Origin of the sequence: Paenibacillus macerans, from assembly GCF_050565405.1 — a bacterium.
GTDB lineage: Bacteria > Bacillota > Bacilli > Paenibacillales > Paenibacillaceae > Fontibacillus > Fontibacillus macerans_B.
Genome location: NZ_JBNYYG010000009.1, coordinates 43,267 through 62,096, shown reverse-complemented (window position 1 = coordinate 62,096; position 18,830 = coordinate 43,267). Strand labels below are relative to the sequence as shown.

The window sequence follows — 18,830 nt, the reverse complement described above, 5'->3', positions numbered from 1 at the left end:
CGGGACGTATTCCTCATCTGGCGTCGGCCGCATCCGATAACGGCGGTTCGCTTGATACGGCCTGGGAATACAGCTTACGGTATTGGCCCGGAGTCAGGCCGGTTTCCTTCTTGAACTTGCGGATGAAGTTTGGCGTGTCCAGGTAGCCCACGCGCTGAATGATATCTTTGAGCGGATCGCTCGTGGACGTCAGGTCGTTCATGACCGCCATCATCCGTTTTTGCCAGATGTACTGTACGAAGTTGATCCCCATCTGGTCCTTGAACGATCGGCTGAAGTAGGAGACGGATATCGAATATTTGCAGGAGATCGCCTCCAGGCTCAGGGCGTGGTCCATGTAGTTGCTGTCGAGATAAGCCACGATGCGGTCCATGAGCGAATGCTCTTCTTTCTTCTCGTTCTGCAGGGCGAGATCGCAAATGCGGGAAGCGAGGTTCAGGTAGTGGAGCTTCAATTCCTCCAGCGAATTAAAAGCGTCGTACGTGGGGATGTCGGCCGCCAAATCGCGGATGCCCATCTCCATGCCGGTCCGCAGGATCGTATTCAAGATGTCGAAGCTGATGCAGCGCTTCAGCAAAACCGGCAGCTCCGGGTCCTGCAAATTGTCGAGGGCTTCGCCGATCGTTTGCGCGGCTACCTCGTAGCTGCCCAGCTTCAAGCTTTGGGACAGCTTGAGCAGCTCGTTTCTCGGTACCCAGGACGACTCGCCCGGAGCATGGGACAGCTTCTCGAAGAAAGTGATGCTGCCGTGCCCGGCAAAGACCCGAGATTCATAAGCCGAGCAGGCCTCGATGAACGACTGGTTCAGCTGATCGGGATCATGGTAATACGTGCCCACGCCGATGATCGGATCGATAGGAACCTGTTCCGTAATCCGGTCGTGAATATGATGGACGATCCGGCGGAATTGGTCCGTGCCGGACCAGGCATCGGCTTTGTCGAAGCTGACGATCAACGCCATCTGCCCGGGCTTAGGCAGCTCCACGCTGTACAGGCTGGCGGCGTATTCGGGAATCTCCGCCTCGGACAAGCGATCGATCATCGCTTGCCAGTCATGGCTGTCCAACCGGCTTCTCGGCGCCTCGTCCCTGCCGATGACCATCGCGAAATGAAACGATTTAGACAGCGGGATATCCAGCGATTGAAGCAGCTCCGGCACCAGACTGCGGGCGTTGCCGTATTTAAGCAGCATCAGCAGGAAATGGTTGCGTGCGTACGGCTCTTGCAGATCGGCCCTTGAGCTGTATTCTTGCAGCGCCGTGCGGATGCGGTCCAGCTCGTTGCCGGTTTGGCGGGGCTCGGCGGCGGAGCGGCCGGGCTTCGAGCGGGAATTGGCGAATTCGACCAGATCGAAGATCGGATTGAACTGCCGCCGCGCGAGGATCAGGGCGGCTACCGCCCCGACGACGACCAGCACCGAAAACAGCAGGATCATCAAGCTGCGCAGATGAAGCACGCTGCCGAGGAACTGCGAGCTGGGCATCAGCGTCACGTATTCCCAACCGTTATTGTCCGATTTGACCGAAACGACCGAATGGGGCTCTCCGTTGATCATAATGCTGTGGATCCCGTTTGAAAGCGAATACAAATCTTCTTGGTCCGCTGCCTGGAGCGGCTGTTCCTGGTTGTTTTTGAAGGCCATGATCCGTCCGCTGTTGTCGAAGATATAAGAAGAGCCCTCGTAATTGCCCAGGATCGTATCGATCAGCCCGGTCAGCTCCGAGGCTTGGATCAGATACAATAACGTCCCGTGCGGATTCGGATTGTTCGGCGTGATGGGGACGAGGTAAGCCAGAACGGATAGCGGATTCGCCCCGTTCTTCTTCAGCATTTGCGTCGGTTGGAGGACCGGATATTTGACGGTGTTCAGATCCTGGATCAGCCGAGGCCGCTCCCAATCGAGAAAGTGGTAATTCTCGCTGAAAACGTCGAGGCTGGTCATCCCTGCGGAGGAATAAATCTTCTCGTCTTTATGGAAATACAAAAACAACTCGCCGATGATCGGGCTGGCGGCCTTGTAATTTTTGAGCGCATTGATCGCTTCGAGGCTGTAATACGGGTCATGCACGCGGTACCTTGCCAACTGCTCGTCGTAAGCGACCCGGGAAGCGATGTCGCCGAGCTGCTTCAGGTGGGTGTCGACGATCGTCTTTGCCTGGGTCAGCTGGTTCAGATGGGATTGCTCGATTTCGGAGCGGAGATTGCGGACCGCGCTATTATAAATGAAGATCGATAACAAAATGAGTGGAATCAGCAGCATGAACAAGTACGACCAGATGTATTTTTGGAAAAGCTTCGACTTGAAATAATTCAGCTTCACGTTGCTTCTGCCCCCTGTCCCCACTATTTTTTTATATAAAATGTAAAGGAGTTCTCCGGATAACGCAAGGGAAGAAAGTAGCGGATCGCGGGGGAGGGGCATGTTATTTTTGCTGCCCCCGGCTTGTCCGTCAGCCCCTTTCACCGTAAGTTCAAGGGATCTCCGGTCAAAAAATACATATTTTCGCCCCTATCGAAGGACAGGGATATGTTATCTTTCATGACATCAAAATCGGCCGGTTTGTAAAATCTGCCCCCTGGCGTGTTAACGAGAAATAAAATGACATATTTACGAGTCCGGAGCGCTCCGGTAGACTTCGGTAAAAGTGCGTGTTCAAAAAGTCGGATTTTCAGGACCAAGCGTATGCTTCCGATGTGCGTTTATTCAAAATGCTTTAGTTGGATGAAGCTAGGGACTGAGTAGCGGAGCGTAGACAGATCTACGTGAGCAACTGAACTGCTTCCTCAGGAAACATGCTTCGGAAGCATAGGCTAGGCCCGGCTGAATTCAAGATTCGACGTCGAGTTTACTCCTTGAACTGCTTCGCCATGGAAAGACGTCTTTTTGAACAACCTCTAAAAAAGGAGGAGTGAAGTCGATGCAGAAAAGCATGCCGACCGTGATCGATGCCCGTCCTATCCCTCAGCCCGCAAACCGAAGAAAGCTCAGGAAAAAGATCCTCCATAACTGGCAATTGTACTTGTTTATTGCTCCTGCCTTATTAAGCATTCTGATCTTCAGTTACGTGCCGATGTACGGCATTCAGATCGCGTTCAAGAACTTTATTCCCGTCGACGGGATTATGGGCAGTCCGTGGGTAGGCTTCGACCACTTCGAGCGGTTCTTCAATTCCTATTATTTTTGGGATTTGCTGTGGAATACGCTAAGCATCAGCCTATACGGGCTGGCGGTGGGGTTCCCGCTGCCGATTATCCTGGCGCTGGCGTTCAATGAAGTGAAAGACGGTTTCTTTAAACGCACCGTGCAGACCGTGACTTACGCGCCGCATTTCATCTCCATGGTCGTAATGGCCGGGATGATCATCACGTTCCTGACCCCATCCTCGGGGATGATCGTCAATTTGATCGAAGCGCTGGGCCTTAACCCGCCCGACTTCCTGACCGATCCGCGCTGGTTCAAGACGGTCTATGTGCTGTCGGACGTCTGGCAGGGCACCGGCTGGGGAACGATCATCTATCTGGCCGCGCTCACCAGCGTCGATCCGGGGCTGCACGAAGCGGCGATCCTCGACGGGGCATCCCGACTGCAGCGAATACGTTACATCAATATTCCGGCGATCATGCCGACGATAACGATCTTGATGATTCTCAACATGGGCAGCCTGCTTGGCGTCGGTTTCGAAAAAATCCTGCTGCTGCAAAACCCGCTGAACATGGAATCGTCCGACGTGATCTCCACGTTCGTGTACCGATCGGGCTTGCTTGACGCGCAGTACAGCTTCTCGACGGCGGTCGGTTTGTTCAATTCGGTCGTCAACGCCGTCTTGCTCATCGTGGTGAACCAGATCGTCCGCCGCACCAGCGAAAACAGCCTATGGTAAGGGAAAGGAGTGGACTATCGTGATTACGGCAATCAAGGAAACCCGGCGGGATCGCCTATTTCTGGCCTTCAATTACCTGTTTCTCATGCTGGCGCTCGTTATTGTGGCTTATCCGGTGATCTATATCGTCAGCGCCTCGATCAGCACCCCGAAATTCGTGTCCTCCGGAGAAATGTGGCTTTGGCCAAAAGGCATTACTTTCGAAGGGTATCAAAGAGTGTTCCGCGATCCGCAAATCTGGACCGGATACGGCAACACGATTCTCTATACCGTCGTCGGCACCATCGTTAACCTGGCGGTGACGATCCCGGCCGCATATGCGCTTAGCCGCAAAGACTTCGTCGGCCGAAATTTGTTTATGGGCGTCTTTATGGTCACGATGTTTTTCGGCGGCGGACTGGTGCCGACGTATTTGCTGGTCAAGGACCTGGGGCTCGTGAACAGCATGTGGGCGCTTATTCTGCCGGGGGCGACCTCGATCTGGAATCTGATCGTCTGCCGCACGTATTTCCAATCGTCGATACCGAAGGAGCTGCAGGAGGCGGCGGAAATCGACGGATGCAGCAATTTCCGGCTGTTCTTCCGCATCGTGCTGCCTTTGTCGACCTCGATTCTCGCGGTCATGGCCTTGTTCTTCGGGGTCGGTCATTGGAACAACTATTTTTCGGCGATGATTTATTTGAACGACGACGCGAAGTATCCGCTGCAGCTCGTGCTCCGGCAGATTCTCGTCCTGCAGGAAATGTCGTCGCAAACGGGCACGTTCGACGCCGCCACGGCGACGGCCCTGAACAACCGGGCGGAGGTGGCCGCCTTGGTCAAGTATGCGGTCATCATCGTCTCGACGCTGCCGGTCATCATCGTATATCCGTTCTTGCAGCGTTATTTTGTCCAAGGTGTCATGATCGGTTCCGTCAAGGGATGATCTTGCCATACATCAAATCATATTCAAAGGGAGGATTCACTCATGCAGAAGCTGAAAAAACGCGGAGTTCTAGCTTTATGCTTGCTCCTGCTCGCCTCGACGCTGGCGGCCTGCGGTTCGTCCGGCAATTCGGCGGACGGCGATACGACAGGGAATACGGGAGGTTCGGGGAACTCGGGCGCGAACGTTTCCGAGAACGCCGGCGGCGTGAATAAAGAAGGTTTTCCGATCGTGGATGAGCCGCTGACGTTGAAGATGATGGCGCCGGACGCAGGAATGGCGGATTGGAACACGATGCCCGTCGTGCAGGAAATGGAGAAGCTGTCCGGAATCAAGGTCGAATTCCAGACGTCCCCGATCGATAGCTTCAGCACGAAGAAAAACCTGGTTTTCGCCAGCGGCGACCTGCCGGACATGCTGTACGCGGCCGACATTACCTCCGCGGAACAAGTAACCTACGGCAGCCAGGGGTTTCTGATTCCCCTGGAGGATCTGATCGACAACTACGCGCCGAACCTGAAAAAAATCCTCGACGAAAATCCGGACGTGCGGAAGAATATCACGACGACCGACGGACATATTTACGCGTTGCCGTTCGTCGACACCGCGGCCGTTTGGTACCGCGGCCCGATGTGGTATAACGGCAAGTTCCTGAAAGCGCTGAACGCGAGCGAGCCGAAAACGGCGGAGGAGCTGTACGCGTACTTGAAGCGCGTGAAGGAAGAAGATCCGAACGGCAACGGCAAACCGGACGAAATTCCGCTGACCTCCGTCAAGCTGGACGATCTGCGGATGTTCTTCTTCGGGTTCTGGGGCATGTATGACACGGTCATTTACGCCGACAAGGACGGCAAAGTGCACTATTCGCCGCAAGAGGAAGGATACAAAGGGTATCTGACGTTCATGAACCGCCTCTGGAAAGAGGAACTGCTGGACCATGAGACGTTCTCGCAAACCGACGACCAGAAGAAAGCGAAAGGGAAAAACAACCAGGTGGCTTTGTTCAGCGATTATCATCCTTACTTCACGCTCGGCGGAGAACCTAGCATGGAGCATCCGCTGATGACGCCGGTCGCCAGCGAAATTGCCGGCACGCCGGTTTACGGCAAGCACCCGGGGATGTCGGCCAACGGCACCTTCGCGATCACGAAGGGCAATCCGAACCCGGAAGCGACGATGCGTTGGATCGACTACCAATACGGGTATGAAGGCGCCACGTTGTGGACGCAAGGCCCGGAAGGGCTGCTGTGGCAATACAAGGACGAAGCGAACAAGGTGAAGGAATGGCTGCCGGTGCCGGGCGGCAAGGATCGCGAGGAATATCGCGGAACGATTACGCCGAACTACGGCATTCTGACCCCGGGCGTCAACCTGAAGGAAATGACGAACGGCTTGAAAAGCAAATTCGACGAATGGATCGACCGGCAAACCCAAGAGAAGCTGGCGCCGATCGGCAAGCCGCCGTTCCCGAACGCTTTTCTGACGACCGACGAGCAGTCCGAGATTTCCGCGCTGCTGTCCGACCTCGATACGTACGTGACGCAAATGGAAGCGAAGTTCGTGACCGGCCAGGAGCCGCTGTCCAACTGGGACAAATACGCCGGCCAGCTGAAGAAGATGGGCAGCGACCGCATCGCCGAAGTGTACCAGGCCGCTTACGACCGCTGGAATCAGGAGAGCGCCAACTGAACGGCGGATTGATGATAAAAGTGCGTGTTCGAATAGTCGGCTTTTCAGCACTGAGGCTTATTCTTCCGATGTGCGTTAGATCAAAACGCTTGAGGTTTGATGAGGCCGGCAAGACGACCGGCAAATCAGGTGCGGCGGCATGAGTGACGGCATGAATGGTGGCGGTGCAACCACGCGAATAATCATGCGAGTAACCTGTGTGCACCAAGGCGAGTAACCAGGCGGCGTGCAACTGTGTAAAGGGGTAAAACGAGCTAACGGACACCAGCGCCGCTATTTCGGTGAAATCGACCATTTTCAAAATGTAACGGATACCACAGACCTTATTCGGCATTAATGTGCACATTGGCGGTCTTTTTCGGGCAAATAGCGGCTTTACGGTCCGTTAGAAATGGAAACGGCGGCTTTTCAGGCAAATAAGGTCGCTCCGGTTCGCTAGCCATCATGCGGTCGATCCTCGGGCGAGCCCCCCAAAAAATAGGGGCGCTTTATGGCCTTATTTTCCGGATTGGAGTCTGTTCATCAACAATAGGGGAACTTTTTGCTCCTATGTTCCAGTGAAGGATGCGAAATACGGGCTTTTCTCTGAAATTCGGGAGAATAGGGGCACAAATGTCCTCTATTTCAAGCCGAATGGGGGATATCGCCGAAATAGAGCCCATTTTTTCCCTTATGTCGTTGTCCGCATTTTTCGTTAAGCTTCAGGACTCGCTGACTTTTTTGAACAACCGCTATAACTCAAAAATATCGGACCGATAAAGGAGGAACCCCATGAGCGAGAATAAAACCGCTGTACGGGAGACGTCGGCCGAGCCGCAAACCGGGGCGCCCATCGAGGCGCCCTTGGCGGCGGAGCCGGCGGACTGGCAGGGCGTGCACAATTACAGCAGCGAACGAAACTGGGTGAAACCGGACGACTCCGTGCTGCTGGAACGTCTGGAGTGGTTCCAGGATCAGAAGCTCGGCCTGATGATGCATTGGGGGCCCTACTCCCAGCTCGGACTCGTGGAATCCTGGGCGCTCAGCGACGAGGACGGCGATTGGTCCCGGAACGACATCGACTGGACGGATGACATGGAGCGGTTCAAACAAGAATATTTCGATCTGAACCGCACGTTTCATCCGATTCGTTTCCAGCCGGAGCGTTGGGCGGAAGCGGCCGCGGAGGGCGGCTTCAAATATTTGACGTTTACGACGAAGCACCACGACGGTTTTTGCATGTGGGATACGCATACGACCGATTACCGGATTACCGGCAAGGACTGCCCGTTCCATGCGCACCGCTACGCGGATATTTGCCGGGAACTGTTCGACGCCTTCCGCGCCAAGGGGCTGGCGATCTCCGCCTATTTCTCCAAGGCGGATTGGCATACGCCGTATTACTGGGCGCCGGGGATGGAGCGGGGCAGCCGGATGTGGCGGGGGCCTTCGTACGACACGAAACGATATTCCTGGCTATGGGAGCGGTTCGTGCAGTTTACCCATGAGCAAATCATGGAGCTGATGACCCGGTACGGCCGCATCGACGTGCTGTGGCTGGACGCAGGTTGGGTGAACGCCCGCCGCGATCAGGACATCCGGCTCGGCGAGGTGGTGGAGAAGGCACGGCAGATCCAGCCGTGGCTGCTCGCGGCCGACCGTACGGTCGGCGGACCGTACGAGAACCTGATCACGCCGGAGCAAACCGTGCCGGAGGGGCCGCTGACCGTACCGTGGGAAAGCTGCATCACGATGGGGCATTCGTTTTCGTTCAGCTATGGCGACAGCTACAAGTCCGTCCGGGAATTGGTGCATCTGCTTGTCGAAATCGTGGCCAAAGGCGGCAACCTGGCGCTGAACGTAGGCCCGCAGCCGGACGGCCGCCTGCCGAAGGCGGCGCTTGAACGCATGCAAGGGCTGGGGGAGTGGCTGAAGGTGCACGGCGAAGCGATTTACGGGACGAGGATCTGCGAGCCCTATTCGTCGGGGGACGTGCATTTTACCCGCAAGGGAGAGACGAGATACGCTTTGTATTTGATCAAGGAGAACGGCGAGGCGATCGCGGAGGAGGTGCTGTTGCCGCTCCCGGCCGCCGGCATCGGGCGGATCGACCTGATCGGCGGGGCAGAGGGACTGGATTTCCGCCCCGTTCCGGAAGGCGGGGTGGCGGTCCGTATTCCGGATGCTTCGCGGCAAGGGGCGGCGCCGATCGCGCTGGCGTTCCGCATCCGCTGAACTTAGGGGCCGGGGCTAGATATATAAGTTGAACTAAAGAAAAGAAGGGAAAAGGCAAGAGGCTGAAATGATTCTGAAGAAGCGGAGCGTTCGCCTTTGTGAGCGGATTTCTACCTTGTTTGAATTTGCTGAATCAAAGAAATCCGGGAACAACCGCGATCGTAAGAATATTTCACACGGCTTCCCTAATCCGTACAATCAGTAGGTCAACTTATATGGTCTTTGATCAATCCAGGAAGGGAGAGGAACCGACGGTGAATTACAGTGAAGTACCTGAACCGAAGATCCGGTTTGCCCCAAAGGCTTACGTGTGCAAGCGGGCCGCGGGGCCGCTTGCACTAAACGGGAGGCTCGATAAGCCGTTTTGGGACACCGCGGCATGGACCGACGATTTCGTCGATATCGAAGGCGACTTGCGCCCGGGGCCGTCCAAGCGGACCCGGGTTAAAATGCTATGGGACGACGAGTATTTCTACGTCGGCGCCGAAATGGAGGAAGACCGGATTTGGGCGACGTTGACGGAGCGGGACTCGGTTATTTTCTACGACAACGATTTTGAAATTTTCATCGATCCCGACGGCGACAGCCATCTGTATTACGAGTTCGAAATCAATGCGCTGAATACGGTGTGGGATTTGCTGCTCGCCAAGCCTTACCGGGACGGCGGGCCGCCGGTGAACGGCTGGGATATCGCCGGGCTGAAGACCGCGGTGTACATCGACGGGGAATTGAACAATCCCGCCGCGGCGAACCGACTGTGGAGCGTGGAGGCAGCGCTGCCGTGGGCCGCGCTGCGCGAATGCGCGCCGGAAGGGCGGCCGCCGCTCCCGGGCGAGTACTGGCGGGTGAATTTCTCGCGGGTGGAATGGCGCGTCGAAGTGCGGGACGGGCAGTACGTCAAGCAGAACGATCCCGCGACCGGAAAGCCTTATCCCGAAGACAACTGGGTGTGGTCCCCGCAGGGGATCGTCAATATGCACTACCCCGAGCTTTGGGGATACGTCGTGTTTGCGGACGACGAGGGCGACGGATACAGCGGCTCTGCCGGCTTTCCGCTGCCCCAGGACGAAACGATTAAATGGGAGCTGCGCCGTCTCTATTACCGGGAACGCGGCTACTATGCCCGTTTCGGCCGGTTTACGGACGATCCGTCGGAGCTCCTCGGAACGGACGGGGCATGGTTAAGCATCCGGCCCGCCGTGGAAACGACGGGCAAGCTGTTCCAAATTTCCGCGCCGTCCTCCGACGGAAGTGGTATCTTTTATATCAGGGAAGATGGGAAACTGTGGAAGGAGCGATCGTAGATGAGCGTGGGAACTCCGGCGTTTTCGCTGAACGAGCGTGAGCTGCGGGTGATCGAGCGGAAGTTTGAGGAGAAAAAAGAGCTGGGCCGGGGCCGGGACAGGGAGTTGTTCGGCATCTTCGACGGTCCGCTGACGGACGAAGAGACGTGGGCGCTGAAGTTTCTGTATGCGTACATGCCGCTGAGCGATCTGGCCGATTACGGCGGCGCGTTGTTCCTGGCCCATGTCCGCCAGGCGCTGGCGGTCCGGAAGCAGGCGCCTTGGGGCGGGCGGGTGCCGGACCGGCTGTTTTTGCATTTCGTGCTGCCCTACCGCGTGAACACCGAGAACATCGAGGATTTCCGCAATGCGATCTATGCGGAGCTGGGGCCGCGCACAGCCGGGTTGACGATGGAGGAAGCCATTCTCGAAGCCAATTACTGGTGCCATGAAAAAGCGACCTACATCGGCAGCGACTTGCGGACGTTGTCGCCGCTTGGGATGATCCGCAATGCGCGGGGCCGTTGCGGCGAGGAATCGACGCTGGCGGTTGCGGCGCTGCGCAGCATCGGGATTCCCGCGCGCCAGTGCTACACGCCGCGCTGGGCGCACTGCGACGACAACCATGCCTGGGTCGAGGCCTGGGCCGACGGCGCTTGGCATTACATCGGCGCCTGCGAGCCGGAAGCGCGCCTTGACCTGGGCTGGTTCAGCGGCCCGGCGCGGCGGGCGATGCTGGTGCATACCCGCGTGCCGGCGAACTATCCCGGCCCGGAAGAGGTCACCGTGCAGGGCAAACTTCAGGCGGAGCTGAATCTGCTGGGTAATTACGCGCCGACCCGTACGGTCGTGGTCCGGGTGCTCGACCAAAGCGGTGCGCCGGCCGTCGGGGCCGAGGTGCAGTTCCAGCTGTACAACTACGCCGAGTTGTTCCCGCTTGCCGCGATAGTGGCGGACGGTCGGGGCGAAGCCCGTTTCACCACAGGCTACGGCGATCTGGTGATCCGCGCCGTTCGGCGCGGGGGTGGAGGCTGGGGCCAAACGAGCATCCGGGCAGCCGAAAGCGGCCGGGCCGAGATCGTGTTGGAGCCTTCTGCTTTCGATCAGCCGGAGGCGGCCGAGGACTTCGAGATGGTGCCGCCTCCGGAGCTTGAGGGTCCGGCGCTGGAGCCGCTGCCCGCGGAGCAAATGCGCCGGCATGAGGAACGGGTTGCCGAAGGGGCCGCTCTCCGCCGGGCTTACGAGAACACCTTCCTGGACGAAGCCGCCGCGGAGGAACTTGCCGCCGAGCTCAGACTGCCGGCGGAGCGCGTGTGGAAGGTACTGGAGACCGCCCGCGGCAATAGCCGGGAAATCGCCGCCTTCCTGACGGCGCGCGCGCCGGAGCATGGAGATTGGACGCTGGTGCTGCTGGAAAGCCTGCGGGAGAAAGATTTGACCGATACGAAGCGGGCGACGCTGGACGATCATTTGGACGGATCGCTGAAGTGGAAGGATACGTTTGGGGAGGACCTGTTCGTGCCCTATATTTTGTGTCCGCGCGTGTTGTACGAGATGATCGGGCCCTACAAGCAGGCCTTGCAGTCCTGCTTCACCGAAGCGGAGACGGCGATCTATCGGGCGGATCCGGCGGAGCTCGCCAAGCTGCTGAACGAGGAGTGGGACGTTCGCGAGGAGCCGGGGCACCTCCGGGGGAAAGCGGGACCGCTTGGCACTTTCCGGCTGCGGGCCGGCGACCGGGCATCGCTGGCGATCTTGTTCGTCGCGTTGTGCCGCAGCTTCGGCATCCCGGCACGGCTGCATCCCAGCGAACATAAGCCGCAGTATTATGCGGACGGAGCATGGCGGGACGCGCGAATCGGTACGCGGGAAGCGGCGGCGGATTCCCGGAGAACGGGCACACTGCGCCTGCTGCGGGAAAGCGGCAACCGGACGGACGCGCCGTCCGCCTCGTACGGGGAGAACTTCACGATCGCCAGGCTGGAGGACGGCCTTTACCATACGCTGCAGTACCCGCACGGCCAAACGGACGTTTACGACGCGGCGTTCGAACTGGAGCCGGGGGCTTACCGGATCACCTCGGGCGTGCGGCTGAAGGACGGAACGGTGCTTGGCCGCTGGACGTATTGCCGCGTCGGCGAGGGCGCGGAGACGGCGGCGGAGCTGACGTTTCCGGCGCCGTCGCAGCATATCCCGGTCTACGGGGCAGCCGATCCGCAAACGCCGTTCCTGCTGGCGGACGGAGCGGAGGCCGCCCTGGGCGCGCTTTGCTCCGGGGAGCGGGGAACGCTGATCGCTTGGCTGGAGCCGGATCGGGAACCCTCGAAGCATTTGCTGCGCGAAACGGGAGCACTCGCGGAAACGTTCGATGCCCTGGGGATCCCGGTGATCTTTGCGGTCGGCGGCGAGTTGGGGACGGCGGAAGCCGCGGGTAGGACGGGCTTAGGCGCTGCCGGCGGCTTGCCGGCAAACACCGTGTTCGTGCGCGACCCCAGGCACCAAGCGCTCGAGCGCTTTGCCGCGGCGGCCGGAGGTCCGCTCGGCAGCGGCGGCTTTCCGCATTTGTTTGCGTTGGACGGCGCCGGACGCATCCGCTACAAGCAATCGGGCTACAAGCCGGGCAGCGGCAAAGAAGCGCTGCAGGCGTTAAGCGAGCTATAACCGCTTGCTTCCCCCTTGCACCGAATCAACGAGCTGCAAAGATTTGGCGGGGAGGGGGGGACATTTTTTAAAGTGCGAGTTCAAAAAGTCGGGTTTTCAGGACCGAGAAGGTTGGATGAAGCTAGGGACTGAGTAGCGGAGCGTAGGTGAGCCTATGTGAGCAACGGAAGGCCCGGATGAATTCAAGATTCGACGTCGAATCCGCTTCATGAATAGCTTCGTCATGGAAAGACGATTTTTTGAACATCTTCTTGAAGGGAGGAGTTTTAAGGTGAGCCGAAAATACGTGGTGGCGGGCTATATCAGCGACCGGCACCTTCCCGAACTGACGAAGGAAGACTTGATGAAGCTGACGCACTTGAATATCGCTTTCGGGCATGTGAAGCAAGACCGGATCGAGACGGGGCACCTGCAAAATATGAAGCTCTTGGCCGGCCTGAAAAAGGAGCATCCCGGGTTAACGGTCCTGCTGTCGGTCGGCGGCTGGAGCGCCGGCGGCTTCTCGGAAGCCGCCTTCACGGAAGAAGGCCGGCAGGCGATGGCTGAGTCGGCGGTTCGGGCGGTCGGGGAATATGCGATCGACGGAATCGACCTGGACTGGGAATATCCCTGCTATGCGGAGGCGGGAATTGCCGCAGGCCCGGACGATAAGACGAATTTCACGCGGCTGCTGCGGACGATGCGGGAGGCGCTGGACCGCCAAGGCGAACGCGATGGCCGCCGTTACGGCCTGACGATCGCGGCCGGCGCCGATCAATATTACATCGACGGAACGGAGATGGCGGAGGTCCAGCGGTATCTCGATTTCGTCCAGCTGATGACGTACGACATGCGAGGCGGCTTCCAGACGCTAACCGGGCACCATACGAATCTGTACACGGGGACGGGCGATTTGTTCCGGATCAGCGTAGACGCTTCGGTGGGACTGTTCGTCCGCTCCGGGGTGCCGAAGGAGAAAATCGTCATCGGGGCGGCGTTTTACTCGCGGATATGGCGGGACGTGCCGGACGCGAACCGGGGCCTTTACCAGATGGCGCCCGGCGCGGGAGGCTACGGTCCGGACTTTACGGCGCTGACCTCCGAATACATCGGGCAAAACGGGTTCACCCGGTATTGGGACGAGGAGGCCAAGGCGCCCTATCTGTTCGACGGCCGCACGTTTATCTCCTTCGACGACGAAGCATCCATTCATTATAAATGCGAATACATCAAAGAGCGGGGGCTGGCCGGGCTGATGTTCTGGGAATACGGCTGCGACAAAACGCATCGGCTGCTGGATGCGATGCACCAGGGGCTGGCCGAACGTTAGGCATAAACAATATAGCGAAACGACGCCTCAAGGGCCGTCATTCATGAAACCGCAGGTTTGATGACGGCTTAGGGGGCGTCTTTTTTTTGCGGTTGATCCTGCGGAGGGGGAAGGCGAGGTTGAAGTTGAAGCTGAACAAAATTGTAGGCCGGAAGGAAAAAGTTGGATTTCATACAACAAATGAAGGCGTTCATCCGTCTAAAACAGTATGATGCCGCCGTTTCTTTTTGGATGTCAAAAAATGTTCTAAATATGCCGGGCCCCGAATAGGTATAAATAGGGGCGGTATTTGGCCACCCCCTCGGTACAACCTTCGTTTGCATTTTCACAGTTTCCTAGATTTATTTATGAGTAGGGCGCGCGGAGGCTTGCCGTTCTTCGTCCAACATGCCGTCCAACCGCTGCACTTCCTCGGAAAGGGCCTCAAGGGAGGCCTCGATCTTGCCCAATTTATCGCCGACGGTTTGCAGCACGTACTTGATCAAGATGAAGCAAAGCGTAACAGGAAACCCTACATTGGCGACCAACGACACGATATCCGTAACCTGCATGCTTATTACCTCCTATGAATTGTTTTGGGCCCTTCACTATGTGGGGTAACGAAATTGATATTTTTACAACCAATAATTTGAAAAAATGTTATAATCATAATTACCTATATAATTATGGTTGTGAAAACCCCCTTTGAATTTCCCTATACATAGAAGATGAAAATGAAAGGGGGAGGTAGTTTTGAAAGAACAACATACCGTGTACGAGCAATATCGGAAAGAAGTGTACCGGATCGCATGGAGGATTCAGTATAAAGCCAAAAGTGTGAGAAAACGGGAATGTTCATTCAATGGAGTCGAGCCGGCCGTAACCTGCTTCACCTCATCTTCTGATAATAAAATCGTTGTGAGACAACTGATCAACGCGCTTCCTTCCACGACGGGGAAAACGATCATCTACAAGATTTACTTGCAAGACAAAACAGAGAGGGAAGTCGCCCGCGAGTTGAATATGAGTCAGCAAGGGGTGAACAAATGGAAACGAAAGATGATCAAAGAATTGTCCCGAATGATGATGAGTTCCTGAGTTTGTTGCGGAAGGCCAGAGAAAACGATCCCGAGTCGACGTTAAAACTGATCGAGCTGTTTAAAGGCGACATTGTGCATATAAGCAAGTTTATTCATATGTCCGAAGAGGACGCCGTTTCCGACATTATTCTCGAGTTTCTGGAGATGATTAAGGAGCGGGAGGAATAAGAAAAATCCCCTGAGGTCAGGGGATTTTTCTTCTGATTTGCGGCTTCGGCGGGAATAGCTGTAAAAAAATATCCGATCATCCGGTTGTTATTTCCGTTCGCGGATTTCCCTTATAGATGAGCGCGAAAAATGGCTTTATCCACTGAAAGCGATGACGGCCAACAGCGCTAAACCGCCAAAGCCGCCGTTTCATGGAACAGACGCTCGATCGCTTGCCGCACGTACTCCCGGTTCGCGAGCTTGCTTTGCACTTCTTGGTTCCAGACGGAGGAATCTTCGGTTAAATTCGCTAACGCGCCGAATCCATACCATTGCTGCAGCTCTTCCCGGGTAACTTTATAGGCTCTTTGATCATCGTTAAAAATAACCGTCTCCAGATTGCCGATATAAGCGAAGGCTGCGGTGGCGCCGTACAGCATGGCGGAATCGCGGCTGCCGTCGCTTTCCGGCAGGGAAGCCTCCAGGTTGACCTGTACCGTAAAGGTGTCCGGATCGAGCGCAAAGGAGCGAATCGGCCCCAGCGGCAGCGAGCGAAACAATCCGCTTACTTTGGAGGCGTTGCCCATATATTTGGTTTTGAATTTCCCGGTCCGGGCGATGTCATGGGTAAGCGGACTTAGTTGTTCTTGGGCGTACAGCTCTTCACGCTGATCCACTCGCGGAAGAACGACGCCTTCCACCAAAGCGAAGACGAGCAGCCCGGCGATCAGCAATGCGACGATTCCGAGGTTCCGCCTTGCCATCCGTTTGTTCCTCATTCCGTTTCACCTGCCTCGTGCTTGGATATCAGCCGGTAGCCGGCCTGAACGGAGAGCGGAATCAGAATCGTCAGGAAAGGCTTGGCATAGCTGAAGCCCACCACGGCAAGCTGATAGGGGCCGATTATTTTGATCTGATGCCCGAACCAGATATTGCTCCCGAAACGCACGGCCGTCACCGCCAGAACGGAGACAAGGATGAACAAGCCCCAGAGGAGCCAGACCAACCGGGTGCGGCGCCGGGCTTTGTTGAGATTGCAAGGGGCCGTTTCATCCAATGCTCCTTCCCGCCAGGCGGCATTCAGGACAAGGTAGAGAATCCCGAACAGCAGCACCACGGCCAACAGCAAATAACTAAGCATCGAACGTTCCACGAGTCTTAATGGAATGGTAAAAATCCATAGGATTAAGGCGTATAGCAAAATTTTTTGCAGCAGTTCCAGCCGGTAGCGATTGACGTAGATGTCCCGATTCTCGTCGATCAGTCCGTTAATGCTGGTGAGGCTGGACGTGGCGGCCTTGACCGCTTCCTCGTAGCTCATTCCTCCGGCCGCCAAGTCCGCCGCTTTGGCCTCCAGATTGCCGGCGATTTCTTCTTTCATCTCGCGGATTTTCGCCGTTTTGGGGTAACCCGCGAACAAACGGTCCACGTGTTTTTGCAATGCGTTCATGTTCATCCCTCCTGATTCTCGATCAACAGATCGATGAGCTCGCGGGCGGACCTCCACTCCGACAGACTGGCATGGTACACATCGACTCCCGCGGAAGTGATTTTGTAATATTTCCGCCGTCCGCCCTGACTCTCCCCGCCCCAATAGGATTCGATCAGCCGCTGGGTTTCGAGCCGCTTGAGGCTGGTGTAAAGCGACGGTTCCTTTAATTCGTATCGCCCCCGGCTGGTGACGGATATGGATTTCATGATCTCGTACCCGTAGTTGTCTCCCTCCAGCAGCACCCGGAGAATCATCGTATCGATATGGCCACGGATCATATCCCGGCTAATGGCGTTTTCGCTCAATCGCTTCACCTCTTTGAACTACAATGTAAAACATATTACTATGTATGTCAATGTAATATTGTCCTCGGATCTTTTTGCCCAACCGATTCCGTTCCTGCCACATAGTTGTCAACAAGGGTCTTATAAACTGGTCTTAGAAGCGGCTTCGATTGCCGCGAAATAGACTTGATCCAGGGAAGGTAGGGATTTGACGTGAATCCAGGCAAGGCAAGCAACAAAATCGGGGTCGTGATTACGGGACTCCTGCTGGCCATTTTGATGGCCTCGATGGACAATACGATCGTGTCGACGGCAATGGGAACCATCGTCGGCGAAATCGGAGGGCTCGACAAATTCGTATGGGCCACTTCGGCTTATATGGTGGCGGAGATGGCGGGCATGCCGATCTTCGGCAAGTTGTCGGATATGTACGGACGCAAACGGTTCTTCGTGTTCGGGATCATCGTGTTCATGGTCGGGTCCGCCCTGTGCGGGACCGCGGAATCGATCGTCCAGCTCAGTTTGTACCGGGCGGTGCAAGGAATCGGGGCGGGCGCGATGGTGTCGATCGCTTTCACCATCATGTTTGATGTCGTTCCTCCGGAGAACCGGGGCAAAATGACCGGCATGTTCGGCGCCTTATTCGGCTTTGCGAGCATAGCGGCTCCGCTGCTTGGCGGATATATCACGGAACAGCTGCATTGGGCGTGGATTTTCTATATCAATTTGCCGCTCGGGTTGATCGCGTTTTTCCTGGTGGCGTTGTTCTACAAGGAATCCACGGAGCATGCCAAGCAGAAAATCGATTATGGGGGCGCAGCCCTGCTGGTCGGTGCCGTCGTGTGCCTCATGTTTGCGCTCGAGTTGGGCGGCAAGCAGTACGCCTGGAGCTCACCGCAAATTATCGGAATGTTAGCCGGGTTTGCCGTGCTGACGTTGCTGCTGGTCCTCGTGGAAAAACGCGCCGCCGAGCCGATGATTTCCTTCCGCATGTTTCGAAACCGGCTGTACACGACCAGCAATTTGGTCGCGATGCTTAGCGGCGCGGCCTTTATGACGGCCTCTGCGTTTATCCCGATTTACATTCAGGGCGTGTTAGGCGGCTCGGCTTCGAGTTCCGGGCTGGTGCTGCTGCCGATGATGGTCGGCTCGGTGGTAACGGCGACCGTCGGCGGTTTTGCCATCGCCAAACTGCCGTACCGCACCGTGCTCCTTCCGACGCTGCTGCTTTTGATCGTCGGCCTGGCGCTGTTGACCACGCTCAACGCCGAAACGCCCCGGCTGTTCATTACGCTATACATGATTTTGGCCGGTCTTGGCATCGGTTCGACCTTCTCGGTGCTTAGCAGCGCGGCGATCCATCCCTTCTCCGCAGCGCAGCGGGGCGCGGCGACGTCGACGCTGAATTTCAACCGCTCGCTGGGGATGACGCTGGGGATTACCATCTTCGGCATCCTGCAAAGCCATGCGCTGACCAGCCGGCTTACGGAGGCTTTTGCCGCCCATGGAGCGGGGGCGACGGCCGCTTCCGGGATCGATTTCGGCGATCCGTACGTGCTGTTGAATCCGGAGCTGCGCGGGGCGCTGGATGCGGCCGCGTTAGGTACCATCACGGAAGGGTTGGCTTCGTCCATCTCCGGCACCTTTGCCTGGAGTCTGATTCCGGCCGTACTGGCCCTGGTCGCGGCGCTGGTCATGACGAAGGAGAAGCTCGATCCGAATGCCGAGGCGGAAGCGGCGTTGGCGGCTAAAGAGCAGGGCGAAAGCTACGCTCCCTCTCATTGATTTTGATGGTGGCCGGCGGGAAGGGGGATCAAGTTAATTTAGTAGGGAAGGGCGCCGCTATCGTTTATGATGGAAGTAGCG

At 57.0% G+C, this 18,830-nt stretch carries 15 protein-coding genes; 10 read left to right on the top strand and 5 right to left on the bottom strand.

What is annotated here, in order from left to right:
- Positions 1-13 precede the first annotated feature (13 nt).
- On the bottom strand, positions 14-2,320 hold the full coding sequence (locus ACQ4N8_RS08690; protein WP_430703953.1) for a helix-turn-helix domain-containing protein: 2,307 nt from the start codon (positions 2,318-2,320) through the stop codon (positions 14-16).
- Between the two features lie 598 nt (positions 2,321-2,918).
- On the opposite strand from ACQ4N8_RS08690, the gene ACQ4N8_RS08685 reads away from it, so the two are divergent.
- From ACQ4N8_RS08685 to ACQ4N8_RS08655, 7 genes are all read left to right on the top strand, one after another.
- The gene (locus ACQ4N8_RS08685; RefSeq protein WP_430703952.1) at positions 2,919-3,881 is read left to right on the top strand and encodes an ABC transporter permease; all 963 of its coding nucleotides are present in this window, start codon (positions 2,919-2,921) and stop codon (positions 3,879-3,881) included.
- A gap of 19 nt (positions 3,882-3,900) precedes the next feature.
- Positions 3,901-4,806, top strand: a complete 906-nt coding sequence (locus ACQ4N8_RS08680) for a carbohydrate ABC transporter permease (protein ID WP_430703951.1) — start codon at positions 3,901-3,903, stop codon at positions 4,804-4,806.
- 42 nt (positions 4,807-4,848) lie between these two features.
- On the top strand, positions 4,849-6,495 hold the full coding sequence (locus tag ACQ4N8_RS08675; RefSeq protein WP_430703950.1) for an extracellular solute-binding protein: 1,647 nt from the start codon (positions 4,849-4,851) through the stop codon (positions 6,493-6,495).
- A gap of 771 nt (positions 6,496-7,266) precedes the next feature.
- Positions 7,267-8,709, top strand: coding sequence for an alpha-L-fucosidase (locus ACQ4N8_RS08670; protein WP_430703949.1), 1,443 nt, complete (start codon positions 7,267-7,269; stop codon positions 8,707-8,709).
- 254 nt (positions 8,710-8,963) lie between these two features.
- The gene (locus tag ACQ4N8_RS08665; RefSeq protein WP_430703948.1) at positions 8,964-10,013 is read left to right on the top strand and encodes a carbohydrate-binding family 9-like protein; all 1,050 of its coding nucleotides are present in this window, start codon (positions 8,964-8,966) and stop codon (positions 10,011-10,013) included.
- The gene (locus ACQ4N8_RS08660) at positions 10,014-12,653 is read left to right on the top strand and encodes a transglutaminase domain-containing protein (protein WP_430703947.1); all 2,640 of its coding nucleotides are present in this window, start codon (positions 10,014-10,016) and stop codon (positions 12,651-12,653) included.
- Positions 12,654-12,924: 271 nt separating this feature from the next.
- Positions 12,925-13,962, top strand: coding sequence for a glycoside hydrolase family 18 protein (locus tag ACQ4N8_RS08655; protein ID WP_430703946.1), 1,038 nt, complete (start codon positions 12,925-12,927; stop codon positions 13,960-13,962).
- 341 nt (positions 13,963-14,303) lie between these two features.
- Here the strand turns inward: ACQ4N8_RS08655 and ACQ4N8_RS08650 are convergent, their stop codons facing one another.
- On the bottom strand, positions 14,304-14,513 hold the full coding sequence (locus tag ACQ4N8_RS08650; protein WP_430703945.1) for a hypothetical protein: 210 nt from the start codon (positions 14,511-14,513) through the stop codon (positions 14,304-14,306).
- Between the two features lie 181 nt (positions 14,514-14,694).
- Between ACQ4N8_RS08650 and ACQ4N8_RS08645 the strand changes: the two genes are divergently transcribed.
- Both ACQ4N8_RS08645 and ACQ4N8_RS08640 read left to right on the top strand, forming a co-directional pair.
- Positions 14,695-15,039, top strand: a complete 345-nt coding sequence (locus tag ACQ4N8_RS08645; protein WP_430703944.1) for a sigma-70 family RNA polymerase sigma factor — start codon at positions 14,695-14,697, stop codon at positions 15,037-15,039.
- Positions 15,040-15,044: 5 nt separating this feature from the next.
- Positions 15,045-15,209, top strand: coding sequence for a hypothetical protein (locus tag ACQ4N8_RS08640; protein WP_430703943.1), 165 nt, complete (start codon positions 15,045-15,047; stop codon positions 15,207-15,209).
- A 167-nt stretch (positions 15,210-15,376) separates the two neighbouring features.
- On the opposite strand, the gene ACQ4N8_RS08635 is transcribed toward ACQ4N8_RS08640, so the two are convergent.
- Genes ACQ4N8_RS08635 through ACQ4N8_RS08625 form a run of 3 tightly spaced genes read right to left on the bottom strand, consistent with a single transcriptional unit; the run spans position 15,377 to position 16,985 of the window.
- A complete protein-coding gene (locus tag ACQ4N8_RS08635) occupies positions 15,377-15,967 on the bottom strand; it encodes a DUF4825 domain-containing protein (RefSeq protein WP_430703942.1) in 591 nt (196 codons plus the stop codon).
- Positions 15,964-16,638: a permease prefix domain 1-containing protein gene (locus ACQ4N8_RS08630; protein WP_430703941.1), complete on the bottom strand. Its 675-nt coding sequence runs from the start codon at positions 16,636-16,638 to the stop codon at positions 15,964-15,966. The genes ACQ4N8_RS08635 and ACQ4N8_RS08630 overlap by 4 nt, the downstream gene beginning before the upstream one ends.
- A gap of 2 nt (positions 16,639-16,640) precedes the next feature.
- Entirely contained in the window at positions 16,641-16,985 is a 345-nt protein-coding gene (locus tag ACQ4N8_RS08625; RefSeq protein WP_430703940.1) for a PadR family transcriptional regulator, read from the bottom strand.
- A 192-nt stretch (positions 16,986-17,177) separates the two neighbouring features.
- Between ACQ4N8_RS08625 and ACQ4N8_RS08620 the strand changes: the two genes are divergently transcribed.
- Positions 17,178-18,749 (top strand): MDR family MFS transporter, encoded by a 1,572-nt coding sequence (locus ACQ4N8_RS08620; RefSeq protein WP_430703939.1) that lies wholly within the window; start codon positions 17,178-17,180, stop codon positions 18,747-18,749.
- Positions 18,750-18,830: the final 81 nt, after the last annotated feature.